This window comes from Mesorhizobium sp. B2-4-19, from assembly GCF_006441315.1.
Classification (GTDB): domain Bacteria; phylum Pseudomonadota; class Alphaproteobacteria; order Rhizobiales; family Rhizobiaceae; genus Mesorhizobium.
Window position 1 is genome coordinate 50,094 of record NZ_VFUV01000001.1, and the last position, 18,248, is coordinate 68,341.

The 18,248-nt window shown below is 60.8% G+C and carries 17 protein-coding genes and 1 tRNA gene; 8 read left to right on the forward strand and 10 right to left on the reverse strand.

Translation table 11 applies throughout. The annotated features are described in order from the left end of the window. Positions 1-30 precede the first annotated feature (30 nt). The 3 genes from pyrE to rpoZ all read right to left on the reverse strand — a co-directional run bounded on the left by pyrE (position 31) and on the right by rpoZ (position 3,398). Positions 31-609, reverse strand: a complete 579-nt coding sequence (gene pyrE / locus FJ546_RS00270; RefSeq protein WP_140887199.1) for an orotate phosphoribosyltransferase — start codon at positions 607-609, stop codon at positions 31-33. A 30-nt stretch (positions 610-639) separates the two neighbouring features. Then, positions 640-2,868, reverse strand: a complete 2,229-nt coding sequence (locus FJ546_RS00275; RefSeq protein ID WP_010915098.1) for a bifunctional (p)ppGpp synthetase/guanosine-3',5'-bis(diphosphate) 3'-pyrophosphohydrolase — start codon at positions 2,866-2,868, stop codon at positions 640-642. Positions 2,869-2,996: 128 nt separating this feature from the next. After that, positions 2,997-3,398 carry a DNA-directed RNA polymerase subunit omega gene (rpoZ, locus tag FJ546_RS00280; protein WP_140887201.1) on the reverse strand — a complete coding sequence of 134 codons (402 nt, stop codon included), beginning with the start codon at positions 3,396-3,398 and terminating at the stop codon, positions 2,997-2,999. A 319-nt stretch (positions 3,399-3,717) separates the two neighbouring features. Between rpoZ and FJ546_RS00285 the strand changes: the two genes are divergently transcribed. Next, positions 3,718-4,299 carry an NYN domain-containing protein gene (locus tag FJ546_RS00285; RefSeq protein ID WP_010915096.1) on the forward strand — a complete coding sequence of 194 codons (582 nt, stop codon included), beginning with the start codon at positions 3,718-3,720 and terminating at the stop codon, positions 4,297-4,299. Positions 4,300-4,310: 11 nt separating this feature from the next. Next, on the forward strand, positions 4,311-4,967 hold the full coding sequence (locus FJ546_RS00290) for a uracil-DNA glycosylase (protein ID WP_140887202.1): 657 nt from the start codon (positions 4,311-4,313) through the stop codon (positions 4,965-4,967). Positions 4,968-4,976: 9 nt separating this feature from the next. On the opposite strand, the gene FJ546_RS00295 is transcribed toward FJ546_RS00290, so the two are convergent. From FJ546_RS00295 to dapA, 3 genes are all read right to left on the reverse strand, one after another. Next, positions 4,977-5,687, reverse strand: a complete 711-nt coding sequence (locus tag FJ546_RS00295; protein ID WP_140887204.1) for a GH25 family lysozyme — start codon at positions 5,685-5,687, stop codon at positions 4,977-4,979. 86 nt (positions 5,688-5,773) lie between these two features. Further along, positions 5,774-6,253 carry an SsrA-binding protein SmpB gene (smpB, locus tag FJ546_RS00300; RefSeq protein ID WP_006202221.1) on the reverse strand — a complete coding sequence of 160 codons (480 nt, stop codon included), beginning with the start codon at positions 6,251-6,253 and terminating at the stop codon, positions 5,774-5,776. 151 nt (positions 6,254-6,404) lie between these two features. Further along, positions 6,405-7,286 carry a 4-hydroxy-tetrahydrodipicolinate synthase gene (gene dapA / locus FJ546_RS00305; protein ID WP_140888007.1) on the reverse strand — a complete coding sequence of 294 codons (882 nt, stop codon included), beginning with the start codon at positions 7,284-7,286 and terminating at the stop codon, positions 6,405-6,407. 301 nt (positions 7,287-7,587) lie between these two features. Between dapA and FJ546_RS00310 the strand changes: the two genes are divergently transcribed. The 5 genes from FJ546_RS00310 to FJ546_RS00330 all read left to right on the forward strand — a co-directional run bounded on the left by FJ546_RS00310 (position 7,588) and on the right by FJ546_RS00330 (position 13,130). After that, positions 7,588-9,618, forward strand: a complete 2,031-nt coding sequence (locus FJ546_RS00310) for a lytic transglycosylase domain-containing protein (protein WP_140887205.1) — start codon at positions 7,588-7,590, stop codon at positions 9,616-9,618. Between the two features lie 147 nt (positions 9,619-9,765). Continuing rightward, positions 9,766-10,272 carry an adenosylmethionine decarboxylase gene (gene speD, locus FJ546_RS00315; RefSeq protein ID WP_140887207.1) on the forward strand — a complete coding sequence of 169 codons (507 nt, stop codon included), beginning with the start codon at positions 9,766-9,768 and terminating at the stop codon, positions 10,270-10,272. Between the two features lie 47 nt (positions 10,273-10,319). Beyond that, the gene (locus FJ546_RS00320) at positions 10,320-11,402 is read left to right on the forward strand and encodes a fused MFS/spermidine synthase (protein WP_140887208.1); all 1,083 of its coding nucleotides are present in this window, start codon (positions 10,320-10,322) and stop codon (positions 11,400-11,402) included. A gap of 7 nt (positions 11,403-11,409) precedes the next feature. After that, positions 11,410-12,216: a hypothetical protein gene (locus FJ546_RS00325; protein ID WP_140887210.1), complete on the forward strand. Its 807-nt coding sequence runs from the start codon at positions 11,410-11,412 to the stop codon at positions 12,214-12,216. After that, positions 12,213-13,130 (forward strand): alpha/beta hydrolase, encoded by a 918-nt coding sequence (locus FJ546_RS00330; RefSeq protein WP_140887211.1) that lies wholly within the window; start codon positions 12,213-12,215, stop codon positions 13,128-13,130. The genes FJ546_RS00325 and FJ546_RS00330 overlap by 4 nt, the downstream gene beginning before the upstream one ends. A 336-nt stretch (positions 13,131-13,466) precedes the next feature. Here the strand turns inward: FJ546_RS00330 and FJ546_RS00335 are convergent, their stop codons facing one another. From FJ546_RS00335 to FJ546_RS00345, 3 genes are all read right to left on the reverse strand, one after another. Next, entirely contained in the window at positions 13,467-14,534 is a 1,068-nt protein-coding gene (locus tag FJ546_RS00335) for a site-specific integrase (protein WP_246686703.1), read from the reverse strand. A gap of 243 nt (positions 14,535-14,777) precedes the next feature. After that, on the reverse strand, positions 14,778-15,881 hold the full coding sequence (locus FJ546_RS00340) for a porin (RefSeq protein ID WP_140887213.1): 1,104 nt from the start codon (positions 15,879-15,881) through the stop codon (positions 14,778-14,780). 138 nt (positions 15,882-16,019) lie between these two features. Next, positions 16,020-16,110: transfer RNA gene (locus FJ546_RS00345), tRNA-Ser, on the reverse strand. Positions 16,111-16,560: 450 nt separating this feature from the next. On the opposite strand from FJ546_RS00345, the gene FJ546_RS00350 reads away from it, so the two are divergent. Next, entirely contained in the window at positions 16,561-17,709 is a 1,149-nt protein-coding gene (locus FJ546_RS00350; RefSeq protein WP_140887215.1) for a porin, read from the forward strand. Positions 17,710-17,999: 290 nt separating this feature from the next. Here FJ546_RS00350 and FJ546_RS31050 read toward each other — a convergent pair whose 3' ends face one another. Next, positions 18,000-18,158: a hypothetical protein gene (locus FJ546_RS31050; protein ID WP_181167761.1), complete on the reverse strand. Its 159-nt coding sequence runs from the start codon at positions 18,156-18,158 to the stop codon at positions 18,000-18,002. Between the last annotated feature and the right edge of the window lie 90 nt (positions 18,159-18,248).

Genomic DNA, 18,248 nt, shown 5'->3' on the forward strand with positions numbered 1-18,248 from the left:
CCGCCGCACACTTTTGGGCGACATGCGTGGTCAGATATTGCGGCTGCCGGGCTTGACCGCCGGTATCGCGGCAAGCTCCGGCGGCAGCCGGTCCGGCGGATAGGCCGGAACCTCGTATTCGGCGAGCGCGATCAACGGCACGCCGACATGGGTCTTGCCAGATGAACGGTCGATGATGCAGGCGGCAGCCACCACCTCGGCGCCAAGCCCGCGCAGGCACTCGATGGTTTCGCGGATCGACAGGCCGGTAGTGACGATGTCCTCGACGATGACGACGCGCGCACCCCTGGCGATCTCGAAGCGGCGCAGGCGGAACTCGCCCCCTTCCCGCTCGACCCAGATCGCCGGCACGCCGAGATGGCGCGAAGTTTCGTAGGCCGGGATCAGGCCGCCGATCGCCGGGCCGACGACATAGTCGATCTTGCCTGGCACCGCCGTCCGGATCTTTTCGGCCAGCGCCTTGCAAAGCCGCTCGGTCTTGTCGGCATGCATGAACACCCGCGCCTTCTGCAGGAAGACCGGACTGCGCAGGCCTGACGTCAGGATGAAATGCCCCTCCAGAACAGCACCCGCCTCGCGGAAAATGCCCAGCACTTCATCGGTCTTCATCTACGCCTGCCCCCAGATAGATCAGCCATGTCAGCCATTCACACGCCGTGCGTCGCTGACGCTCGAATTGTCCTTGAGCTGCGACAGCAGCCGGTTGAGATGCTTCAGATCCCAGACTTCGAGATCGATCAGCATTTCGGTGAAGTCGGGCGCGGTGCGCACCATCGACAGCGTATGGATGTTGGCGTCGTTGGACGCAACGACCTGGGCGATATCGGCGAGCGAGCCCGGCGCATTGATGGCGGTGACCGAGACACGCGCGGGGAAGCGCTCCTTGGTGCGCTCGTCAATGTCCCAGCGCACGTCGATCCAGCGCTCGGGCTGGTCATCGAAAGCCTGCAGCGCCGGCGACTGGATCGGATAGATGGTGATGCCGGTGCCCGGCTGAACAATGCCAACGATGCGATCGCCCGGCACCGCGCCTTCCGGCGCGAAGCGCACTGGCAGGTCGCCGCGCACGCCGCGGATCGGCACGGCGCCGTCGCGCGGCTGGTCCTTGTCCTTGCGCGCGGCCCGGCCCGGAATCTGGAACAGCATGCCGGCGGCGTTGCGGATCTTCGACCAGCCCTCCTCGCGCTGCTTTGGCGCTGCCGGCGTGACACGCTCGTCCTTGTAGTCGGGGAAGACCGCCTTCATGACGTCGGTGGAAGCCAGTTCGCCACGGCCGACGGACGCCAGCACGTCCTCGATATCCTTGCGTGCCAGCCGGTGCAGGACCGGCTTCAGGCTTTCCTTGGTGAAATTCTTGCCGGCCCGTTCGAAGGCGCGTTCGAGAATGCGCGCGCCCAGGCCGGAATACTGCTTGCGGATGGCGTTCTTGGTGGCCCGGCGGATGGCAGCGCGCGCCTTGCCGGTGACGACGACCGATTCCCACGCTGCCGGCGGCACTTGCGCCTTGGAGCGGATGATCTCGACCTCGTCACCATTCTTCAGTTCCGTCATCAGCGGCATGATGCGGCCATTGACCTTGGCGCCGACGCAGGTGTCGCCGACATCGGTGTGCACCGCATAGGCGAAGTCGATGGGCGTGGCGCCGCGCGGCAAGGCAATCAGCATGCCCTTTGGCGTGAAGCAGAAGACCTGGTCCTGGAACAGTTCCAGCTTGGTGTTTTCGAGGAAATCCTCGGGATTGTCACCTTCGGCGAGCTGCTCGATGGTGCGCCGCAGCCAGGCATAGGCATTGGTCTCCTTCGAGATCGCATGGCCGGCGCCATTCGTCTTGCCGCCGGTGTCCTTGTAGATCGAGTGCGCCGCGACGCCGTATTCTGCGATCTTGTTCATTTCGCGGGTGCGGATCTGCAGTTCGACGCGCTGGCGCGAGGGGCCGACGATGGTGGTGTGGATCGAGCGATAGTCGTTCTGCTTCGGCGTCGAGATGTAGTCCTTGAAGCGGCCGGGCACCATCGACCATGTGGTATGGATGGCGCCGAGCGCGCGATAGCAGTCCTCGACCGTATCGACGACGACGCGGAAGCCGAAAATGTCGGACAGTTGCTCGAAAGACAGCGCCTTGGCTTCCATCTTGCGGAACACCGACCAGGGCTTCTTCTGGCGGCTCTTCACGCCGGCGTTGATGGCATGCTTTTCAAACAGCGCCGACAGCGCCTTTTCAATGTCGGTCAGCACGCCCTTGTTACGCTCGAATATCTCGGCGAGCCGCGCGGTGACGGCACGGTAGGCTTCCGGATTGATGTAGCGGAAGGCGATCTCCTCAAGTTCCTCGCGCATGCCTTGCATGCCCATGCGCCCGGCCAGCGGCGCATAGATGTCCATCGTCTCCTCGGCGATGCGCAGGCGCTTGGCTTCCGGCATGTGGTCGAGGGTGCGCATGTTGTGCAGCCGGTCGGCGAGCTTGACCAGCAGCACCCGGACGTCTTCCGAGATCGCCAGCAGCAGCTTGCGCAGGTTCTCCGCCTGCTCTGCCTTCTTGGACACGAGATCAAGCTTCTTCAGCTTGGTCAGGCCCTCGACCAGCTTGCCCATTTCGGGGCCGAACAGATCGTCGATCTCGGCCCGCGTCGCCGTGGTGTCCTCGATCGTGTCGTGCAGCAAAGCGACGGCGATCGTCGCCTCGTCCATGTGCATTTCGGTGAGGATGGCGGCGACTTCGAGCGGATGCGAGAAATAGGGATCGCCGGAAGCGCGCTTCTGGTGGCCATGCTTCTGCATGGCATAGACATAGGCCTTGTTGAGCAACGCCTCGTTGACGTCAGGCTTGTAGCGCTGGACGCGCTCGACAAGCTCATACTGACGCATCATGGGCGGAATCTCTCAGCGATGAAATGAATCATGCGCCGCACTGCTGTACGGCGCATGTCATAGATAGCCACGAAACTGCCGGGACGGAAGTGCCGGAAACGTGTTCCGGGCAGGTCCAGAAAACTCTCTTAGTAGTCGTCGCTCTTTTCCGGCGGTACCAGACCTTCGATGCCGGCCAGCAGGTCTTCCTCGGTCATGCGATCGAAGGTGATGTTGTCCTCGGCATCGTCGGTTTCGGTGGCCGCGACAGCGCCGCCGGTCTGGTCGGCGATCACCTCGCCCTCGGCCTCGGGCTCGTCTACCTCGACATGCTTCTGCAGCGAATGGATCAGATCTTCCTTGAGGTCGTCGGGCGACAGTGTCTCGTCGGCGATCTCGCGCAAGGCAATGACCGGGTTCTTGTCGTTGTCGCGAGGAACGGTGATCTGCGCGCCCTGGCTGATCTGGCGAGCACGGTGGCCGGCCAAAAGCACCAGCTCGAAGCGGTTGTCGACCTTGTCGATGCAATCTTCAACGGTTACGCGGGCCATGGACTGCCCCTTTCATGCCTGGATTTAATGGAAAACAGGCGCGGTCCATAACCCGAACGCCGCCAAAATACAAGCATCATGGCATTGGCGGGACTATTGGCGCTCAATCCCTGCCCAAACACCGGATTTGGCAAGCCGCCCGCGTCGTTCGTTCGACGCCGCGATCACAATTGCTTGCATTGCCCCATCATGCCTTGGATTGCCACCAAACTGGCGTTATCTCGGATGGGCAAGGTCAGGCGGTTTATTGTGGGCCTGACCGATAGTCGCTACCGCATTTCGTTTAGACGGCCGCATTTTTCGAAAAGGAATATTTTCCATGTTCGACCCACGTGAAAAAATCGCCTTGTTCATCGACGGTGCCAATCTCTACGCTACGTCGCGGGCGCTCGGCTTCGACATCGACTATCGCAAGCTGTTGTCGAGTTTCCAGAAGCGCGGCTATCTCTTGCGCGCCTATTATTACACGGCGCTGGTCGAGGATCAGGAATACTCCTCGATCCGCCCGCTGATCGACTGGCTCGACTATAACGGCTTCAAGGTGGTGACCAAGCCGGCCAAGGAGTTCACCGACTCGACCGGCCGCCGCAAGATCAAGGGCAATATGGACATCGAACTGACGGTCGATGCGCTGGAGCTCGCCGATGTCGTCGACCACTATGTCATTTTCTCCGGCGACGGCGACTTCCGCACGCTGGTCGAGGCGCTGCAGCGGCGCGGCCGCAAGGTGTCGATCGTCTCGACCATGGCCTCGCAACCGCCGATGATCTCGGATGATCTGCGCCGCCAGGCCGACCATTTCATCGACCTGACGACGCTGAAGAACGAAGTCGGCCGCGATCCTTCCGAGCGGCCCGTGCGCCGGCCCGAACCGGCTGAAGTCGACGAGGACGACTACTGAGGCCGGTCACCTTGACCGCCTTCCCCGCTTCCGAACCCAGCCGCGACTGTCCGCTCTGCCCGCGGCTGCATGACTTCATCGCCGAGTGGCGGCGACGCGAGCCGTCCTGGTTCAACGCGCCGGTGCCGACCTTCCTGCCGCCGCAGGGCGAGGACACCGTCCAGCTTCTGATCGTCGGGCTGGCGCCCGGTCTGCGCGGCGCCAACCGCACCGGCCGCCCCTTCACCGGCGACTATGCCGGCGACCTGCTCTACTCGACGCTGATCGCGCACGGCTTTGCACGCGGTGAGTTCAAGGCGCGGCCCGATGACGGGCTGGAGCTTGTCGGCACGGCGATCACCAATGCGGTGCGCTGCGTGCCGCCGGAGAACAAGCCTGTCGGCGCCGAAATCTCGACCTGCCGGACATTCCTGGTGCCGACGATCGCCCGCTTCCCAAAGCTACGCGCCGTGCTGGCGCTCGGGTCGATCGCGCACCAGTCGACCGTGCGGGCGCTCGGTGAGCGCGTCGCCGCCTATCCGTTCAGGCATGGCGGGCAGTTGCCGGCCGGTAGCATCACGCTGTTTTCCAGCTATCACTGCTCACGCTACAACACCAACACCGGCGTCTTGACGGAGGAAATGTTCGTCAACGTGTTCAGCGAGATAGCGGCGTTCCTGAAGATATAGGTCCACTCCTCAATGCGCCGGCGCAAGCAGCCCCGCCAATTTCTCCGGCCCGCCCTGCAGAACGTTCAGGTCGACGTCACCCTCGATACCGTCCACGCGCCCCCGGTTGTGGTACTGCCAGTAGATCCAGTCGTGGCGGTCCGGTTCCACCAGCAGCGAGCGAAGCCAGAGCGGGCGAGCAGCGATCTGCCCGGCATAAGCAGCCTCGGCCTCATCGGTCAGATAGACGATCGCCGTCTTGCCGAACGCCTCCTCGACAGGTCCGAGGAAAGCCTGGAGTTCGGCATTCAACTGTTCGGGCGACGGACGCTGCGGACAGTTGCCGCCGAACTCGACATCGACGACCGGCGGCAGCAAGGGCTGATCGTGCGGTACCACCGAGATGAAATTCTTCGCCTTGTCGGCGCCGGGCCGGCAGAAGGTGAAGAAATGATAGGCGCCTACGGCAAGGCCGGCCGCGCGGGCCTCACGTAGATTGGTGGCAAAAGCGCGATCGACATGATCGCCGCCCTCGGTCGCCTTGATGACGGCGAAGGCGACATCGTCGGCGGCAACGCGCCGCCAATCGATCTGGCCTTGATGATGTGAGACGTCGATGCCTCTGACCGGATATTTGTTACGGTCGGGAGAATAGGTGTGGAAGTAGAAGAAGCCGCCGGCCACCGCCATCGCCGCAAACGCCAGGCCCATCAATCCCCAGAGGATGATCCGGTTCTTCAAAGCGATCCCCTCTGGTATCTGCCGGTTGCGCTTGCCCGAAATTTGGAAGCCAACCTGGCTTTTCGAAGGCTACCGCCTGATGTCTCTCACCCACGCTCCTTCAAGAGCCGGCCCTTCTCGCGAGACCAGTCGCGCTGTTTTTCGGTTTCGCGCTTGTCGTGCAATTTCTTGCCGCGGCCGACGGCGAGCAGCAGCTTGGCCCGGCCCTGGTCGTTGAAATAGATTTTCAGCGGCACCAGCGTCATGCCTTCGCGGTCGACGCTCTGCGACAGCTTGGCCATCTCGCGCTTGTTGAGCAGGAGCTTGCGCCGCCGCCTGGGCTCGTGGTTGAAGCGGTTGGCCTGCAGATATTCGGGCAGATAGGAATTGATCAGCCAGATCTCGCCGCCTTCGACCGAGGCATAGCTGTCCTGGATGTTGGCCTGGCCCTGGCGAAGCGACTTGACCTCGGTGCCGGTCAGCACCAAGCCGGCCTCGATCGTGTCGAGCACCTCATAGGAAAACCGCGCCTTGCGGTTTTCCGCAACGGTTTTGTTGTTGGGATCGGCTTTTCTGACTTGATTCATGACGTCTAGAGTCCATTTCGAAACTCGCTCCTGCGAGTCAGATGATGGTGCCACCGAGAACCGGAGCGGAGCGTACATATAGTACGTGAGCACCGGAAGCGCAGGTGGCGCCTTCAGTTGGCCGCAGGAGTGGAGTTTCCAAACGGGCTCGCTAATTAATCAAGCCGGCGTGCTTCATGGCCGCATCGATCTTCGCCGCGGTCGACTCCTCGACTGTGACCAGCGGCGACCGCATCACATTCTCGACCTTGCCCAGCTTCGACAGCGCGTATTTGGCGCCGGACACGCCGGGCTCCAGGAAGATCGCCTTGTGCAGGGGCAAGAGACGATCCTGCAATTCCAGCGCCTTGGCGCTGTCGCCGGAAAGCGTCGCCTCCTGGAATTCGGCGCATAGCCGCGGTGCGACGTTCGAAGTCACCGAAATGCAGCCGACGCCGCCATGGGCGTTGAAGCCGAGCGCCGAGGCGTCCTCGCCGGAAAGCTGGATGAAATCCTTGCCGCAGGTCATGCGCTGCTCGGACACACGCTCGACCTTGCCGGTCGCGTCCTTGACGCCGACGATGTTCTTGAAGTCGTGAGCCAGCCGGCCCATCGTCTCCGGCATCATGTCGATCACCGAACGCGGCGGGATGTTGTAGATGATGATCGGAAGCTTGGTCGCCCTGGCGACGGCGGCGAAATGCTCGTAGAGGCCGCGCTGCGTCGGCTTGTTGTAATAGGGCGTGACGACCAGGGCGGCATCGGCGCCGGCCTTTTCGGCATATTGCACGAGGCCGACGGCTTCCGCCGTGTTGTTGGAACCGGCGCCGGCGACGACCGGAGCGCGGCCCTTGGCCACCTCGATGCAGACCTTGACGACATGGCGATGCTCATCGTGCGACAGCGTCGGCGACTCGCCAGTGGTGCCAACGGGAACCAAGCCGGTCGTGCCTTCCGCGAGCTGCCATTCGACAAAGGCGCGAAAGGCTTTCTCGTCGAAACGCCCGCTCTTTTCGAACGGTGTCACGAGCGCAGTAAGCGAGCCTCTCAGCATGTCGTCCAACTCCTTGGGACTTGTTTGTTTATGCATGTCGTCGTCCCAAAACCGGTATCCAATTTGGGCGACATGCATCGGTGTTTTGTCGATCAGTTTGTCGTGCGCGCCTTCTAACCGAAAGCGAAGCGGCGCACCATAGTCTCGACATGGTTGCGCGGCAAGCATTGCCATGGTGCCAGCAAGCGCAATTCGAACAGCCTTGATAACTCTTTGTTTACGAGCCCTTCACGACCTAAGTTTAGGCTTCGTGGCATCTTCGCCTGCTGGTAGAATGCTGAACCAAGGAAGACACGAGACCATGCCGACCCGTCGGCCCCACCTCTTCGCGCTGCTTGGCGCCATCGCCGCGCTGATGCCCGGTGTGGCGATCAGTGGCAGCGTGGATGCGCGGGCCACCGCGGCGATCCCGATGCCGAACCCGCAGGACAGTGCGCAGCAGGCCCCCTCGCCCAGCGTCTTGCTGCTGAAGAGCGGGCTGGACGCGCTGGCGGCCGGTGATATTCCTGGGGCTCGCGGTGTGCGCGATGCGCTTCCCGCTCAATCGCTCGACCAGCACATACTGGCCTGGGCGATCGCACTTTACGGCGGCGACAAGGTTCCGAGCGGCGACATCGCCGCCGCCGCGAAGATGCTGCCCAACTGGCCGGGCACCATTGCCTTGCGCAAGAACAGCGAGCGGGCGCTCTATCGAGAAAACCCCGCTCCCGACATCGTCATTGCGGCGTTCGACGGCAGCCAGCCGCAGACATTCGAAGGCGTCATGGTTCTCGCCCGCGCCTATGTGGCGACGGGCAATGTCAAGGCGGCACGCTCGGTGCTGTCGCCGTTCTGGCGCACCACGGTCCTGGAAGCCAAGGACGAGACGTCGCTGATCAAGGAATTCGGCGGTCTTATCCCTGCTGCCGACCACCGTTTTCGCATGGACCGCATGTTCTATGCCGACCGGGTGAATTCCGCGCTGCGCATTGCCGGTCTTGCCGGCGCCCAGCCGTTTGCCGAGGCCTGGGCCGCGGCCGACAGGGGCGACAAGAATGCGTTCAAGCTGCTGAAGGCCGTCCCGGCATCCCAGCGTTCTGCCGGCTATTTCTTCGCGCAGGCCGAATATCTGCGCAAGCAGGAGGATTTTGCCGGCGCCGCCGCCATGGTGATGAAGGCGCCGACGGACCGCGAGGCTCTGGTCGACCCGGACGCCTGGTGGGTCGAGCGCCGGGTGCTGTCGCGCGAACTTGTCGACCAGGGCGACATGAAGACGGCGTACAAGATTGTCGCCACGCATGCCGCCGAAAGTGCAGCCAATGCGGCCGAGGCCGAGTTCCATGCCGGCTGGTATGCACTGCGTGGCCTCAGCGACCCTAAGCTTGCCGCGACGCATTTTTCGCGCATCGCCGACCTTGCCCAAGGGCCGATGACCCTGTCGCGCGCCTATTACTGGCTCGGCCGTGCCGCGGAAGTCGGCGGTCCCGGCAACGCCAAGGACTATTTTGGGCGCGCCGCCAATTATGGCACGACCTTTTACGGGCAGCTTGCCGCCGAACGTGTCGGCCGGCAGGCGCTCAACATCGCCTATCCCACGCCCAGTGCCGCCGACCGGCAGAATTTTGCCGCCCGCGAGGCTGTCAGCGCGATCAAGCGGCTGCAGGAGGCAGGCTATGATCGCTATGCCGAAACGCTCTATCGCGACCTTGCCGGCCAGTTGACCAGCCCGGGCGAACTGGCGCTGCTTGCTGTCCTTGCCGAAAAGCAAGGCAACCATTTCATGGCGCTGAAGGTCGGCAAGATCGCCGGCGCGCGCGGCATCGATGTCGGCGCGCTGTCGCATCCGCTCGGCGTCATTCCTGATTCGGCCAATATTTCCGGCTCGGGCAAGGCGCTGGCCTATGCGATTGCCCGCCAGGAGAGCGAATTCAACATCGGTGCCGTATCCAGCGCCGGCGCGCGCGGGCTGCTGCAGCTGATGCCGGGAACCGCCAAGCAACTGGCGAAGAAGGCCGGGTTGCAGTTTTCACAGGCACGGCTGACCACCGACGCCGGCTACAACGCCACACTCGGCTCGGCCTTCCTCGGCGAGCAGCTCGATCGCTTCAACGGCTCCTATGTGCTGACCTTCGCCGGCTACAATGCCGGCCCCAACCGGGCCAGCCAGTGGGTGGCGAAATACGGCGACCCGCGCGGCAAGGACATCGATGCGGTGGTGGACTGGATCGAGCGGATTCCCTACACGGAAACAAGAAGTTACGTCCAGCGCGTGATGGAGAATTACGAGGTCTACAAGATGCGTATTTCCGGCAAATACGACATCGTCGGCGACCTCGTGAACGGGCGGAGTTGACCGAAAGATTGGGGATCATAGGCCTGACCACGATCTTTTGCGGACGCAGGCGGGCTCATACCTTGACGCTGCGGGCTCGCACCGTCGTTTCATGGGCGGCACGCGATCCTTGACAAAGATAGGCCAAGTTTTATCGTCGTTGATTGAATGCAACAGCTTGCGCGGGTGGGACAGATGCTGTTGGCTGGACCTGTCGCTTCTGTGCCGCGACGGGATAGTTATACTGTGCATTGCTGGCGTTCAGGAGCGTATGATCCGCCGTTCCCGATACCGGAGAATATAGCTAGCCGCCTGGAAGCGCCGGGGAGCCTACCGGGGCGGCATCTTATCGTTGAATTTCACGAAGCGGTTGGTCTCGACAACGCCGCTTTTGTTCTGCAGGTCCTGCGCCAGGCAGCCGAGGACGCCAAAGCGCAACTCCTCGCACTGCACCACCATGTGTTCACACCTTCCGGTGGTGTCACTGCATTTGCGATGCTGGCCGAGAGCCATATTTCTATCCATACTTGGCCTATCGAATGCTATGCGGCACTCGACATCTTTATGTGCGGTGTCTGTAATCCCCTCGCTTGTCTGCCTGCCTTGTCAATGGCTTTCCGTCCAAAGCGCGCGCGGGTACTGGACCTGACCCGCGGTTTGGATGCCATAGACTGAATTTGCCATTACAAACGTGGCCCTTGTCCCGCAGATTGAGGAATAGAATGCCGGTCCGCCAAGATTTTCAGCAAATAACTGGCGACGTACCGTTGCGGCCGTATCCTTTGCCACCTCTACCGCCCGGTCATTTCTACGTCGAGGCCGAAGACCCGCGTTCGCTTGGATCCGGCGGGATCTTCGTCCGCGAAGACGCCGACCCATTTGACGAATACAATTATCGCGTAAAGAGCATTGTATATACGGGACGAACGCAGTTCCAGGACATCGTAATTGCCGACACTTACAATTTCGGACGCGCTCTGTTCCTGGACGGCGCAATTCAAAGTTCTGCCGAAGACGAGGCTCTGTACCACGAGATGCTCGTACAGCCGGCGCTTTTGATGCACGACAATCCGCGCGACGTGCTGATCGTCGGCGGCGGAGAAGGAGCGACTCTGAGGGAGGTCCTGGCGCACCGGTCGGTTGGCAGCGCTGTGATGATCGATATTGATCGGGAGGTTGTCGCGGTCTGCCGTGACCAGATGCCAACCTGGCACTGCGGCGCATTCGAAGACCCGCGGGCGACGTTGCTTTATATGGATGGACGACGCTATCTCGAGGAGACCGACGCGAAGTTCGATATCATCATCATAGACGTCGTGGACATGCTTGAAAACGGGCCGGCGCAGCGTCTCTACACGCGACAATTTTACGAGCTTGCACACGGACATCTGCGTGCGGGTGGTATCCTCGTCGTGCAAGGGCTCGAATTTTCCTTTGCGGACTACAAGGCCCATTGCGCTCTTTTGCGCACGCTTCGAACCGTCTTCGCGGAAGTGCACAGCTACAAGACATGCGTTCCATCTTTTCTCGGCAGTTGGGGATTTTTGATCGCCTCGCAAAGCGTCTCCCCTCACGATTTCGGTTCCGATGCGCTTGATAGGGCGATCTTGGCCCGCCTCGGCTCAGAATGGCTCGACCACGCCACGGGGGACTTCATCAAAGCCAGCTTCAGCCACTGCAAGGAAACCCGGTTTCTGCTCGATCTGCCTGGTCCAATCCTCGAGGACGATGTAGCTTTTGTCGAGCCTCCCGATATCGCGGAAGAACAACCATTCGGCCAGATTTTACCGGCCTTGTCCGATTGACCGCCATATGACGTCACCGGAGGCGTACAAACCCGCGATCTGGCGTCTCAGGCAGGCCACCCCTGGTGACAGCAATGTCTGGCTCACGCTTCAACAACCCACTTCACTTGAACTCATGCGGGAGCCACTGAGCGGCGTACCGGCACCGTCGGATAAGGAGACGATTCTGACATTCGTCCATCTGTTACCAGGGATCGAGACGCCTTTTGACGTCCAGAAGGAATTTGAGACCTGGGTGCTACAGGGCGATACAACGGCACCTTATCTGGACGTGTCGGGTCGAAATGTACGCCTTGTCTGGCGAGGTCGGCGAGGTCTGGCCTTCGCGCCCATCCAGGCAGCCGAAGACTGTCTTGCGGCGGCGGCCGTCTTTTCACATGTTTATGGCGCTCTATCGGCCGAGGAGTCGCGTCTGGAAACAACATGGCAGTCGATGACAAACGACGTCGCTCTCACACACGACGTTCGGCGTATCGCGTTGCGTGAGCAGTGCCGCGTCAACCAGATGACCCGGCAGTTTCAGACCGCACGCATTTTTGTGGCTCGGATGGACATCGCTTTGCAGCGCCCGGAACCTAAGCTCTCCACGGCAACAAGAAGGCTCTTTGGTGAGCTTGCATTACAGGCCGACCTCATATCTCGTGTCCGCACGCTTGACGACGCGATCGAGGTCGGTGAGGACCTCTACGAGCTCGCTAATGATAGACTGATCGAACATCGAAACTATCTGGTCGAAGTATGGATCGAAACAGCCATCCTTCTTGCAATTTTAGCGGAGCTGGCCGTGTTGCTGGTCGATTTCTTTTCTAGATGACTGATGATCCCTCGACACTTCCCGACTTCTTCTACACCGCGCCAGACGGGCTGAGACTTCATGCCCGCCTCTATGGCGAAGCGAAGTCCGGACATTGGCCGGTCATCTGCCTGCCCGGCCTGACCCGCAACGCGCGGGATTTTCATGAGCTGGCACTTTATCTTTCGGCGCGATCCCCGATACCGCGCCAAGTGGTCGCCTTCGACTATCGCGGACGCGGACAGTCGGCCCACGATCCCGATGTCAGCCACTACAATGTCGGCGTCGAGGCCAGCGACATCCTTGCCGGGCTGGCCGCGCTTGGCATCGAGGAAGCGGCCTTCATCGGCACCTCACGCGGCGGGCTGATCATCCATGTGCTTGGCGCGCTGCGGCCGGCCGTGCTGAAGGCCATTGTTCTCAACGACATCGGGCCGGTGATCGAGCCGGCCGGCCTCGCCCATATCCAGTCCTACCTCGAACGCACGTCGAAGCCGAAAACCTTCACCGAGGCGATGGATGCTCAGCGCAGCGTTCACGGCAAGGATTTTTCCAAGCTCACCGACGCCGACTGGACGCGGATGGTGGGAGCGCTGTACCGCGAGACGGCTCAAGGGTTGTTGCCGGATTTTGATCCGAAACTGGTCGATACGGTCGCCAATCTTGACCTGTCACAGCCATTGCCGGCGCTGTGGCCGCAGTTCGAGGCGTTGGCAGCCATTCCCCTGCTCACCATCCGTGGCGCCAATTCCAGGCTGTTGTCGCCTGAAACTCTGGAGCAGATGCGCCAGCGCCATCCGATGATGGAAGCGATCATCGTCGAGGGCCAAGGCCACGCCCCTTTCCTTGAAACCGGCGGCTTGCCCGACTCAATTGGCGCGTTTCTCGACAGTGCGGGACTGCAGAGCGGTTCAGAGCAAACTTCAGGGGCTTGAAAATTCAAATAATCCTGACTTCATGACTTCATAAGCCGATTGGCTTTTCCTCCGCGCGCGGACCGATCCTTACCTCTCCGTACGGAGACGAGGAGAAAACGGCTGGCCTTTGCATCGCCGACAATTGGCGAACCATCGATGATGAGCTCGGCCTATATGCCGAGCTGAGAATGGCGCCGGCCGCAACTTTCTCAACTCATCCTGCAACGCCGGCGATTGCGAGACCGGCAATGAAAGCGCCCTCTCCCCATCACTATACACGGGGAGAGAGGATGCAGTCAGGCAGGCGAGCGGCAGCGCCGACCCGCGCGATCAATTGGGAAGCTCGGCGCGGAGCTAGTTTGCCTTGGAGCCTTTACCGCCGGCCTTTACCGCTTCGCTCTTCGATTTGCGCGCCGGCTTCGAGGCCGAAGGCGTGGTCAGCGGCGACGAAAATGCGGAGCTTTCAACGCTGTTGGTCCCTCCACACACCCGAGGCGTCTCGAGCACGGTGACACAGCCGTCGAGATCATTGGTGGCCAGATGCGCGTATCGCATGGTCATCGACAAGGTCTGATGGCCGAGCCACATCTGCACGCGCCTGATGTCGATTCCGCCCTGGACAAGACGGGAGGCACAGGTATGGCGCAATATGTGCGGGACCACCTGATCGTCGGCGCCAAGACCGACTTCAGCCTTCGCGTCGTTCCAGATGGCACGATATTGCGCCTGGCTGAGCTTGGTGAACGGACCTTTGGGCCGGCGGCCTTCGGTCGGAGGCAGCTTGATGACCTCCTTGACCCGTTCCGTCATCGGAATGGTGCGGCTGCGGCCGGATTTGGTGATCCAGAAGGAGACGCGACGTTCCTGGATATCGTTCCAGATCAGTCCGAGTGCTTCGCCAAGACGGCAGCCGCTGTCGACCAGGAAGACGGAAAGCCTATAGGCATCCTCGCTGCGGCTCCTGATGGCGGCGAACAGCCTTGCCTCTTCATCCCGCTCGAGGAAGCGAATCCGTCCCGCCCGCTCCTTCTGGCGGCGGAACTCGGGCAGGCTATGGATATCCCCCATCTTGTAAGCCTTGCGCAGCAGTTTGCTGAGGGCAGCCATCTTTCGATTGATGGTTGCGTTGCTGTTGCCGCGCTGGCGCAAGGTGCCGATAAGGTTATCAAGGGTACTCTGGTCAAAGGCGCTGAAACGCTCCCCGAGGAGGATCTCGTCTATTTCGCCAATGAACGAGCTGACATTGTACTTATGCCGCCCATCATCCCACAATATATCCCGGTATGCTGAAAAAAGATCTCCGACCCTATGCGACTTTACTTCTCTGATCTTGTCGAACGTGTATTTTATCTTGGAGTTATGAGAAGAAAACACCGCAAAATGATCAGAGGGATACCCCTCTTGAATCGCTTCGTTTGTCATTATTAGCCACACCCCCCGAGTGGATAGGTCAGACCTAGCCCACTTGGAAGCGTCCTTTCAAGAGTTTTTGTCCGACAAAACAATTTCATCCACCTGGCGGCGAATCCCACGAAACCGTTCCGCAGACTTCAATTCAGCTACCGTTCCCCCTGTTCCTTCTGTTTGCCCAAAGCCCAGTCACGAAACAAAACAGCCCGGGCGGTTGTGCGCCCGGGCTGGATTTCACCTGTAAGGAACCAGCCCTTAGAATGAGCGCTGGAAGCGGAGGATACCGCCGAAGCCGTCGCTGTCAGCAGCGCGGACAACAAGTCCCTGGCTGTCCGTAAAGGCCTTACGATTGACGTAGTCAACTTCACCGATGATCGTGAAGCCGGGCACGATGTCGTAAGCGATATTCGCGGCCACGCCGAGGCTCTTGCCTTCATCGTAGGAGACCTGCGCGTTGAACGAAGTCTTCTCGTTGAACTTGTAAGTGCCGCCGCCGAAGAGGGCCCAGTTGCCATCCCAGTTCTTGAAGGAATTGTGGTTGATGTTGTCGTCGGTGCCGTAGTTGGCCATGGCGAACAGCGACAGTTCATTGGTGGCGTTCACATCCAAGCGAACCTTGGCGCCCCACTCTTCCCACACGCTGTCATAGACGCCGGTCGCGCTGATCGAGCCCCAGCCCTGCGTGTACTTCACGCCGCCGACGACATGCGGAATATAGCTGTCGACGGTGTTAACACCAGCACCGTCTTCGAGCGAGACCACCGCCGAGAAGCCGTTGCCAGCATCGAAATAGTACTGCACCACGCCGGTGTCGAAGTCGCCGCCGTAGCCAACGAGCGAGTCGTCGATGACGTTGCCAGCGTAACCGCTGAACGTGACCCAGGCCGACTCGTCCTTACCAACGCGGAAACCGCCGAGCTGAATCCAGGCGAAATTCAGCGAGACGCCCCTGCCGGCAGCCACGGCATAGTTAGCGGCGTCAACTTGGGTTTCCCAGTTGAAGCGGGTTTCGGTGTAGGTCTTCAACGTGCCGAGCTCGGTTTCCTGGCCAGTCCAGGTCTTCAGCGTGAAGCGAGCGTGCTTGTAGAAAGTGTCGTTGAGCGAGCCAGGATCCGAACGATCGTTGACGTCCGTAAGGCCGTTAACTTTGCCGGCACCGATGTCGTAACGGACGTAGCCGCCGATGCGCAGGCAGGTTTCGGTGCCGGGGATGTAGAAGTAGCCAGCGCCGTAGACGTCGCAAATCTTGACGTATTCAGCGGGTTCCGGCTCGGCGACGACGACGGCGTCGGCGGCGCGCGCACCGGAAACTGCGATCAGGGCCGCAGCGGAGCCGAGAAGAAGGCTCTTGATGTTCATTTTCTGACCTCCAGTCAGAATCGAACGAAATGGTGCCCTGCAGGGAGATCCACGGCACCATTGGAGTGGCTCCGCTTCTGGCTATCGAATTGTTATTGTTGGGAGATTGTCTATTCTCTGCCTCGCGGGAGGCAAAAATGGCGGAGAGGATGGGATTCGAACCCACGAGAAGCTTTTGACCTCTACTCCCTTAGCAGGGGAGCGCCTTCGACCACTCGGCCACCTCTCCGTTGCGCCGCTGGATAAAGAAAAGCGCCGGCACAATCAACAAGCCCGCGTCATTAATATGGAAAAATAAGGATCCACCGAGCTGACGGCGTTCGCTGGTGCGGCGGTTCTAAGGCAACTCCTGGCCGGCGACTCGCGGCCGTGCCATGATTCCGTCGGCTGAGCGCCGGATTCGGCTGGAAACAAGCGGTTGCGGCGGCCGAATGGTTAACGAGAGCTTTCTGAGTGAGGCCAAATCGTGTCATTTGTGCAACAACGCTGGGGGATAGCAGCCGAACAGCCCTTTCGCCGGTACGATCGTTGTTGAACGCCGCCGCCTCATGGGTAATGTCGAGTTCGAAGGAGCGGCGCGGTGCGCATCTTTTTCGGTAGTGGGGATGGGGCAGGGAACGCTGTCCTTCAGCAAAGAATACCCAGACCCGTTTTTTAACTTTTGACTGGAGGTCAGAAAATGAACATCAAGAGCCTTCTTCTCGGCTCCGCTGCGGCCCTGATCGCAGTTTCCGGTGCGCGCGCCGCCGACGCCGTCGTCGTCGCCGAGCCGGAACCCGCTGAATACGTCAAGATTTGCGACGTCTACGGCGCTGGCTACTTCTACATCCCCGGCACCGAAACCTGCCTGCGCATCGGCGGCTACGTCCGTTACGACATCGGCGTGGGCGACCATGGCACCAACGATGGCGTCAACAACGTTCCGGACCACATGGGTGATGGCAGCCACGACACCTACTACAAGCAGGCTCGCTTCACGCTGAAGACCTGGACCGGCCAGGAAACCGAACTCGGCACGTTGAAGACCTACACCGAAACCCGCTTCAACTTCGGCAACAACACGGGCGACTATACGAGCGGCCTCAACACTAACTGGCAGGGCCACAACAAGGGTACCTCGCTGAACTTCGCCTGGATCCAGCTCGGCGGCCTGCGTGTTGGTAAGGACGAATCGGCGTTCGATACGTTCATCGGCTACGCCGGCAATGTCATCCAGGATACGATTGTTCCCTACGGCGGCTTTGACACCAACGTCGTCCAGTACTACTTCGACGCCGGCAACGGCTTCTCGGCAGTGGTCTCGTTGGAAGAAGGCTACGGCGCCTACTCGATCGACAGCTACGTTCCGCATGTCGTCGGCGGTGTGAAGTGGACTCAGGGCTGGGGCGCGATCACCGGTGTTGTTGCTTATGACAGCAACTACGAAGAAGTGTCCGGCAAGGTCCGCTTGGACGTGAATGTCTCGAATGAACTGTCGCTGTTCATCATGGGCGGCTACGGCGCCGATAACAACATTGGCGATTCTCCGACGACCGGGTTTGCCGGTGGCCGCGCCATGTACAAGCAGTGGGGCGGCAACTGGGCAGTGTGGGGCGGTGGCACCTACAAGTTCAACGAGAAGACCTCGTTCAACGCTCAGGTGTCGTATGACGACTGGAAGAACCTCGGCATCGCAGCCAACATCGCGTATGACGTCGTTCCCGGCTTCACCGTCACGGCCGAAGTCGACTACCAGAACGTCGGCAGCGACGACCTCGCCAAGGGCTGGTTCGGCGCCGACAAGAAGAGCAACGTCGGCGGTATCCTCCGCTTCCAGCGTTCGTTCTAATAGATTTCGCCTTGTCGAAATCGAAACCCGGCGGGCAACCGCCGGGTTTTTTCATGGGCTCGTCGAAGGTGCCGCGATGCCTTCGCGAGGCCGAGGCCTTCTTGTAAAAAATTGACAGGGTCGAAGAACCGAGGCCGCGCCTCTGACAGTTTAGTCTGATGACTCAGCCGATAGGCAGCTCCGTCACATGTCGCGCGGCCAGAGCCTTGTTAGTGCCGACGGCACCCAGAGAGCTTTCGTGCAGGGTCACACGCTGACACAACGCTTCCATGCAACCGAATTCGAGCCAGCTATTGCGCGCGCGGGTCGGCGACGCGCTCCGGCAGGGGCTTCATCGGCAAATCGATGCCGGAGGCGATTTTCGGCCGCAGGATCTCCGTCCGGGCGAAATTTTCAGGTGCTTGGGCCAGGCCGGCGGCAGTCGATTGCCCATCAGCCTTGGCCAGCAAAAAAACCAATCGAATCCATAAGATCTGACTTTTCGGCGGGGTAGATTAAAGGTCCTTTGCCTCGGTTTTCAGCGTCGACAACGAAAGTCG

What these genes read in the sequence shown, in the direction of transcription:
- pyrE (WP_140887199.1), bottom strand. Translation starts at nt 609, where the DNA reads ATGAAGACCGATGAAGTGCTGGGCATTTTCCGCGAGGCGGGTGCTGTT.
- FJ546_RS00275 (WP_010915098.1), bottom strand. Translation starts at nt 2,868, where the DNA reads ATGATGCGTCAGTATGAGCTTGTCGAGCGCGTCCAGCGCTACAAGCCT.
- rpoZ (WP_140887201.1), bottom strand. Translation starts at nt 3,398, where the DNA reads ATGGCCCGCGTAACCGTTGAAGATTGCATCGACAAGGTCGACAACCGC.
- FJ546_RS00285 (WP_010915096.1), top strand. Translation starts at nt 3,718, where the DNA reads ATGTTCGACCCACGTGAAAAAATCGCCTTGTTCATCGACGGTGCCAAT.
- smpB (WP_006202221.1), bottom strand. Translation starts at nt 6,253, where the DNA reads ATGAATCAAGTCAGAAAAGCCGATCCCAACAACAAAACCGTTGCGGAA.
- dapA (WP_140888007.1), bottom strand. Translation starts at nt 7,286, where the DNA reads ATGCTGAGAGGCTCGCTTACTGCGCTCGTGACACCGTTCGAAAAGAGC.
- FJ546_RS00310 (WP_140887205.1), top strand. Translation starts at nt 7,588, where the DNA reads ATGCCGACCCGTCGGCCCCACCTCTTCGCGCTGCTTGGCGCCATCGCC.
- speD (WP_140887207.1), top strand. Translation starts at nt 9,766, where the DNA reads ATGCAACAGCTTGCGCGGGTGGGACAGATGCTGTTGGCTGGACCTGTC.
- FJ546_RS00320 (WP_140887208.1), top strand. Translation starts at nt 10,320, where the DNA reads ATGCCGGTCCGCCAAGATTTTCAGCAAATAACTGGCGACGTACCGTTG.
- FJ546_RS00325 (WP_140887210.1), top strand. Translation starts at nt 11,410, where the DNA reads ATGACGTCACCGGAGGCGTACAAACCCGCGATCTGGCGTCTCAGGCAG.
- FJ546_RS00330 (WP_140887211.1), top strand. Translation starts at nt 12,213, where the DNA reads ATGACTGATGATCCCTCGACACTTCCCGACTTCTTCTACACCGCGCCA.
- FJ546_RS00335 (WP_246686703.1), bottom strand. Translation starts at nt 14,534, where the DNA reads ATGACAAACGAAGCGATTCAAGAGGGGTATCCCTCTGATCATTTTGCG.
- FJ546_RS00340 (WP_140887213.1), bottom strand. Translation starts at nt 15,881, where the DNA reads ATGAACATCAAGAGCCTTCTTCTCGGCTCCGCTGCGGCCCTGATCGCA.
- FJ546_RS00350 (WP_140887215.1), top strand. Translation starts at nt 16,561, where the DNA reads ATGAACATCAAGAGCCTTCTTCTCGGCTCCGCTGCGGCCCTGATCGCA.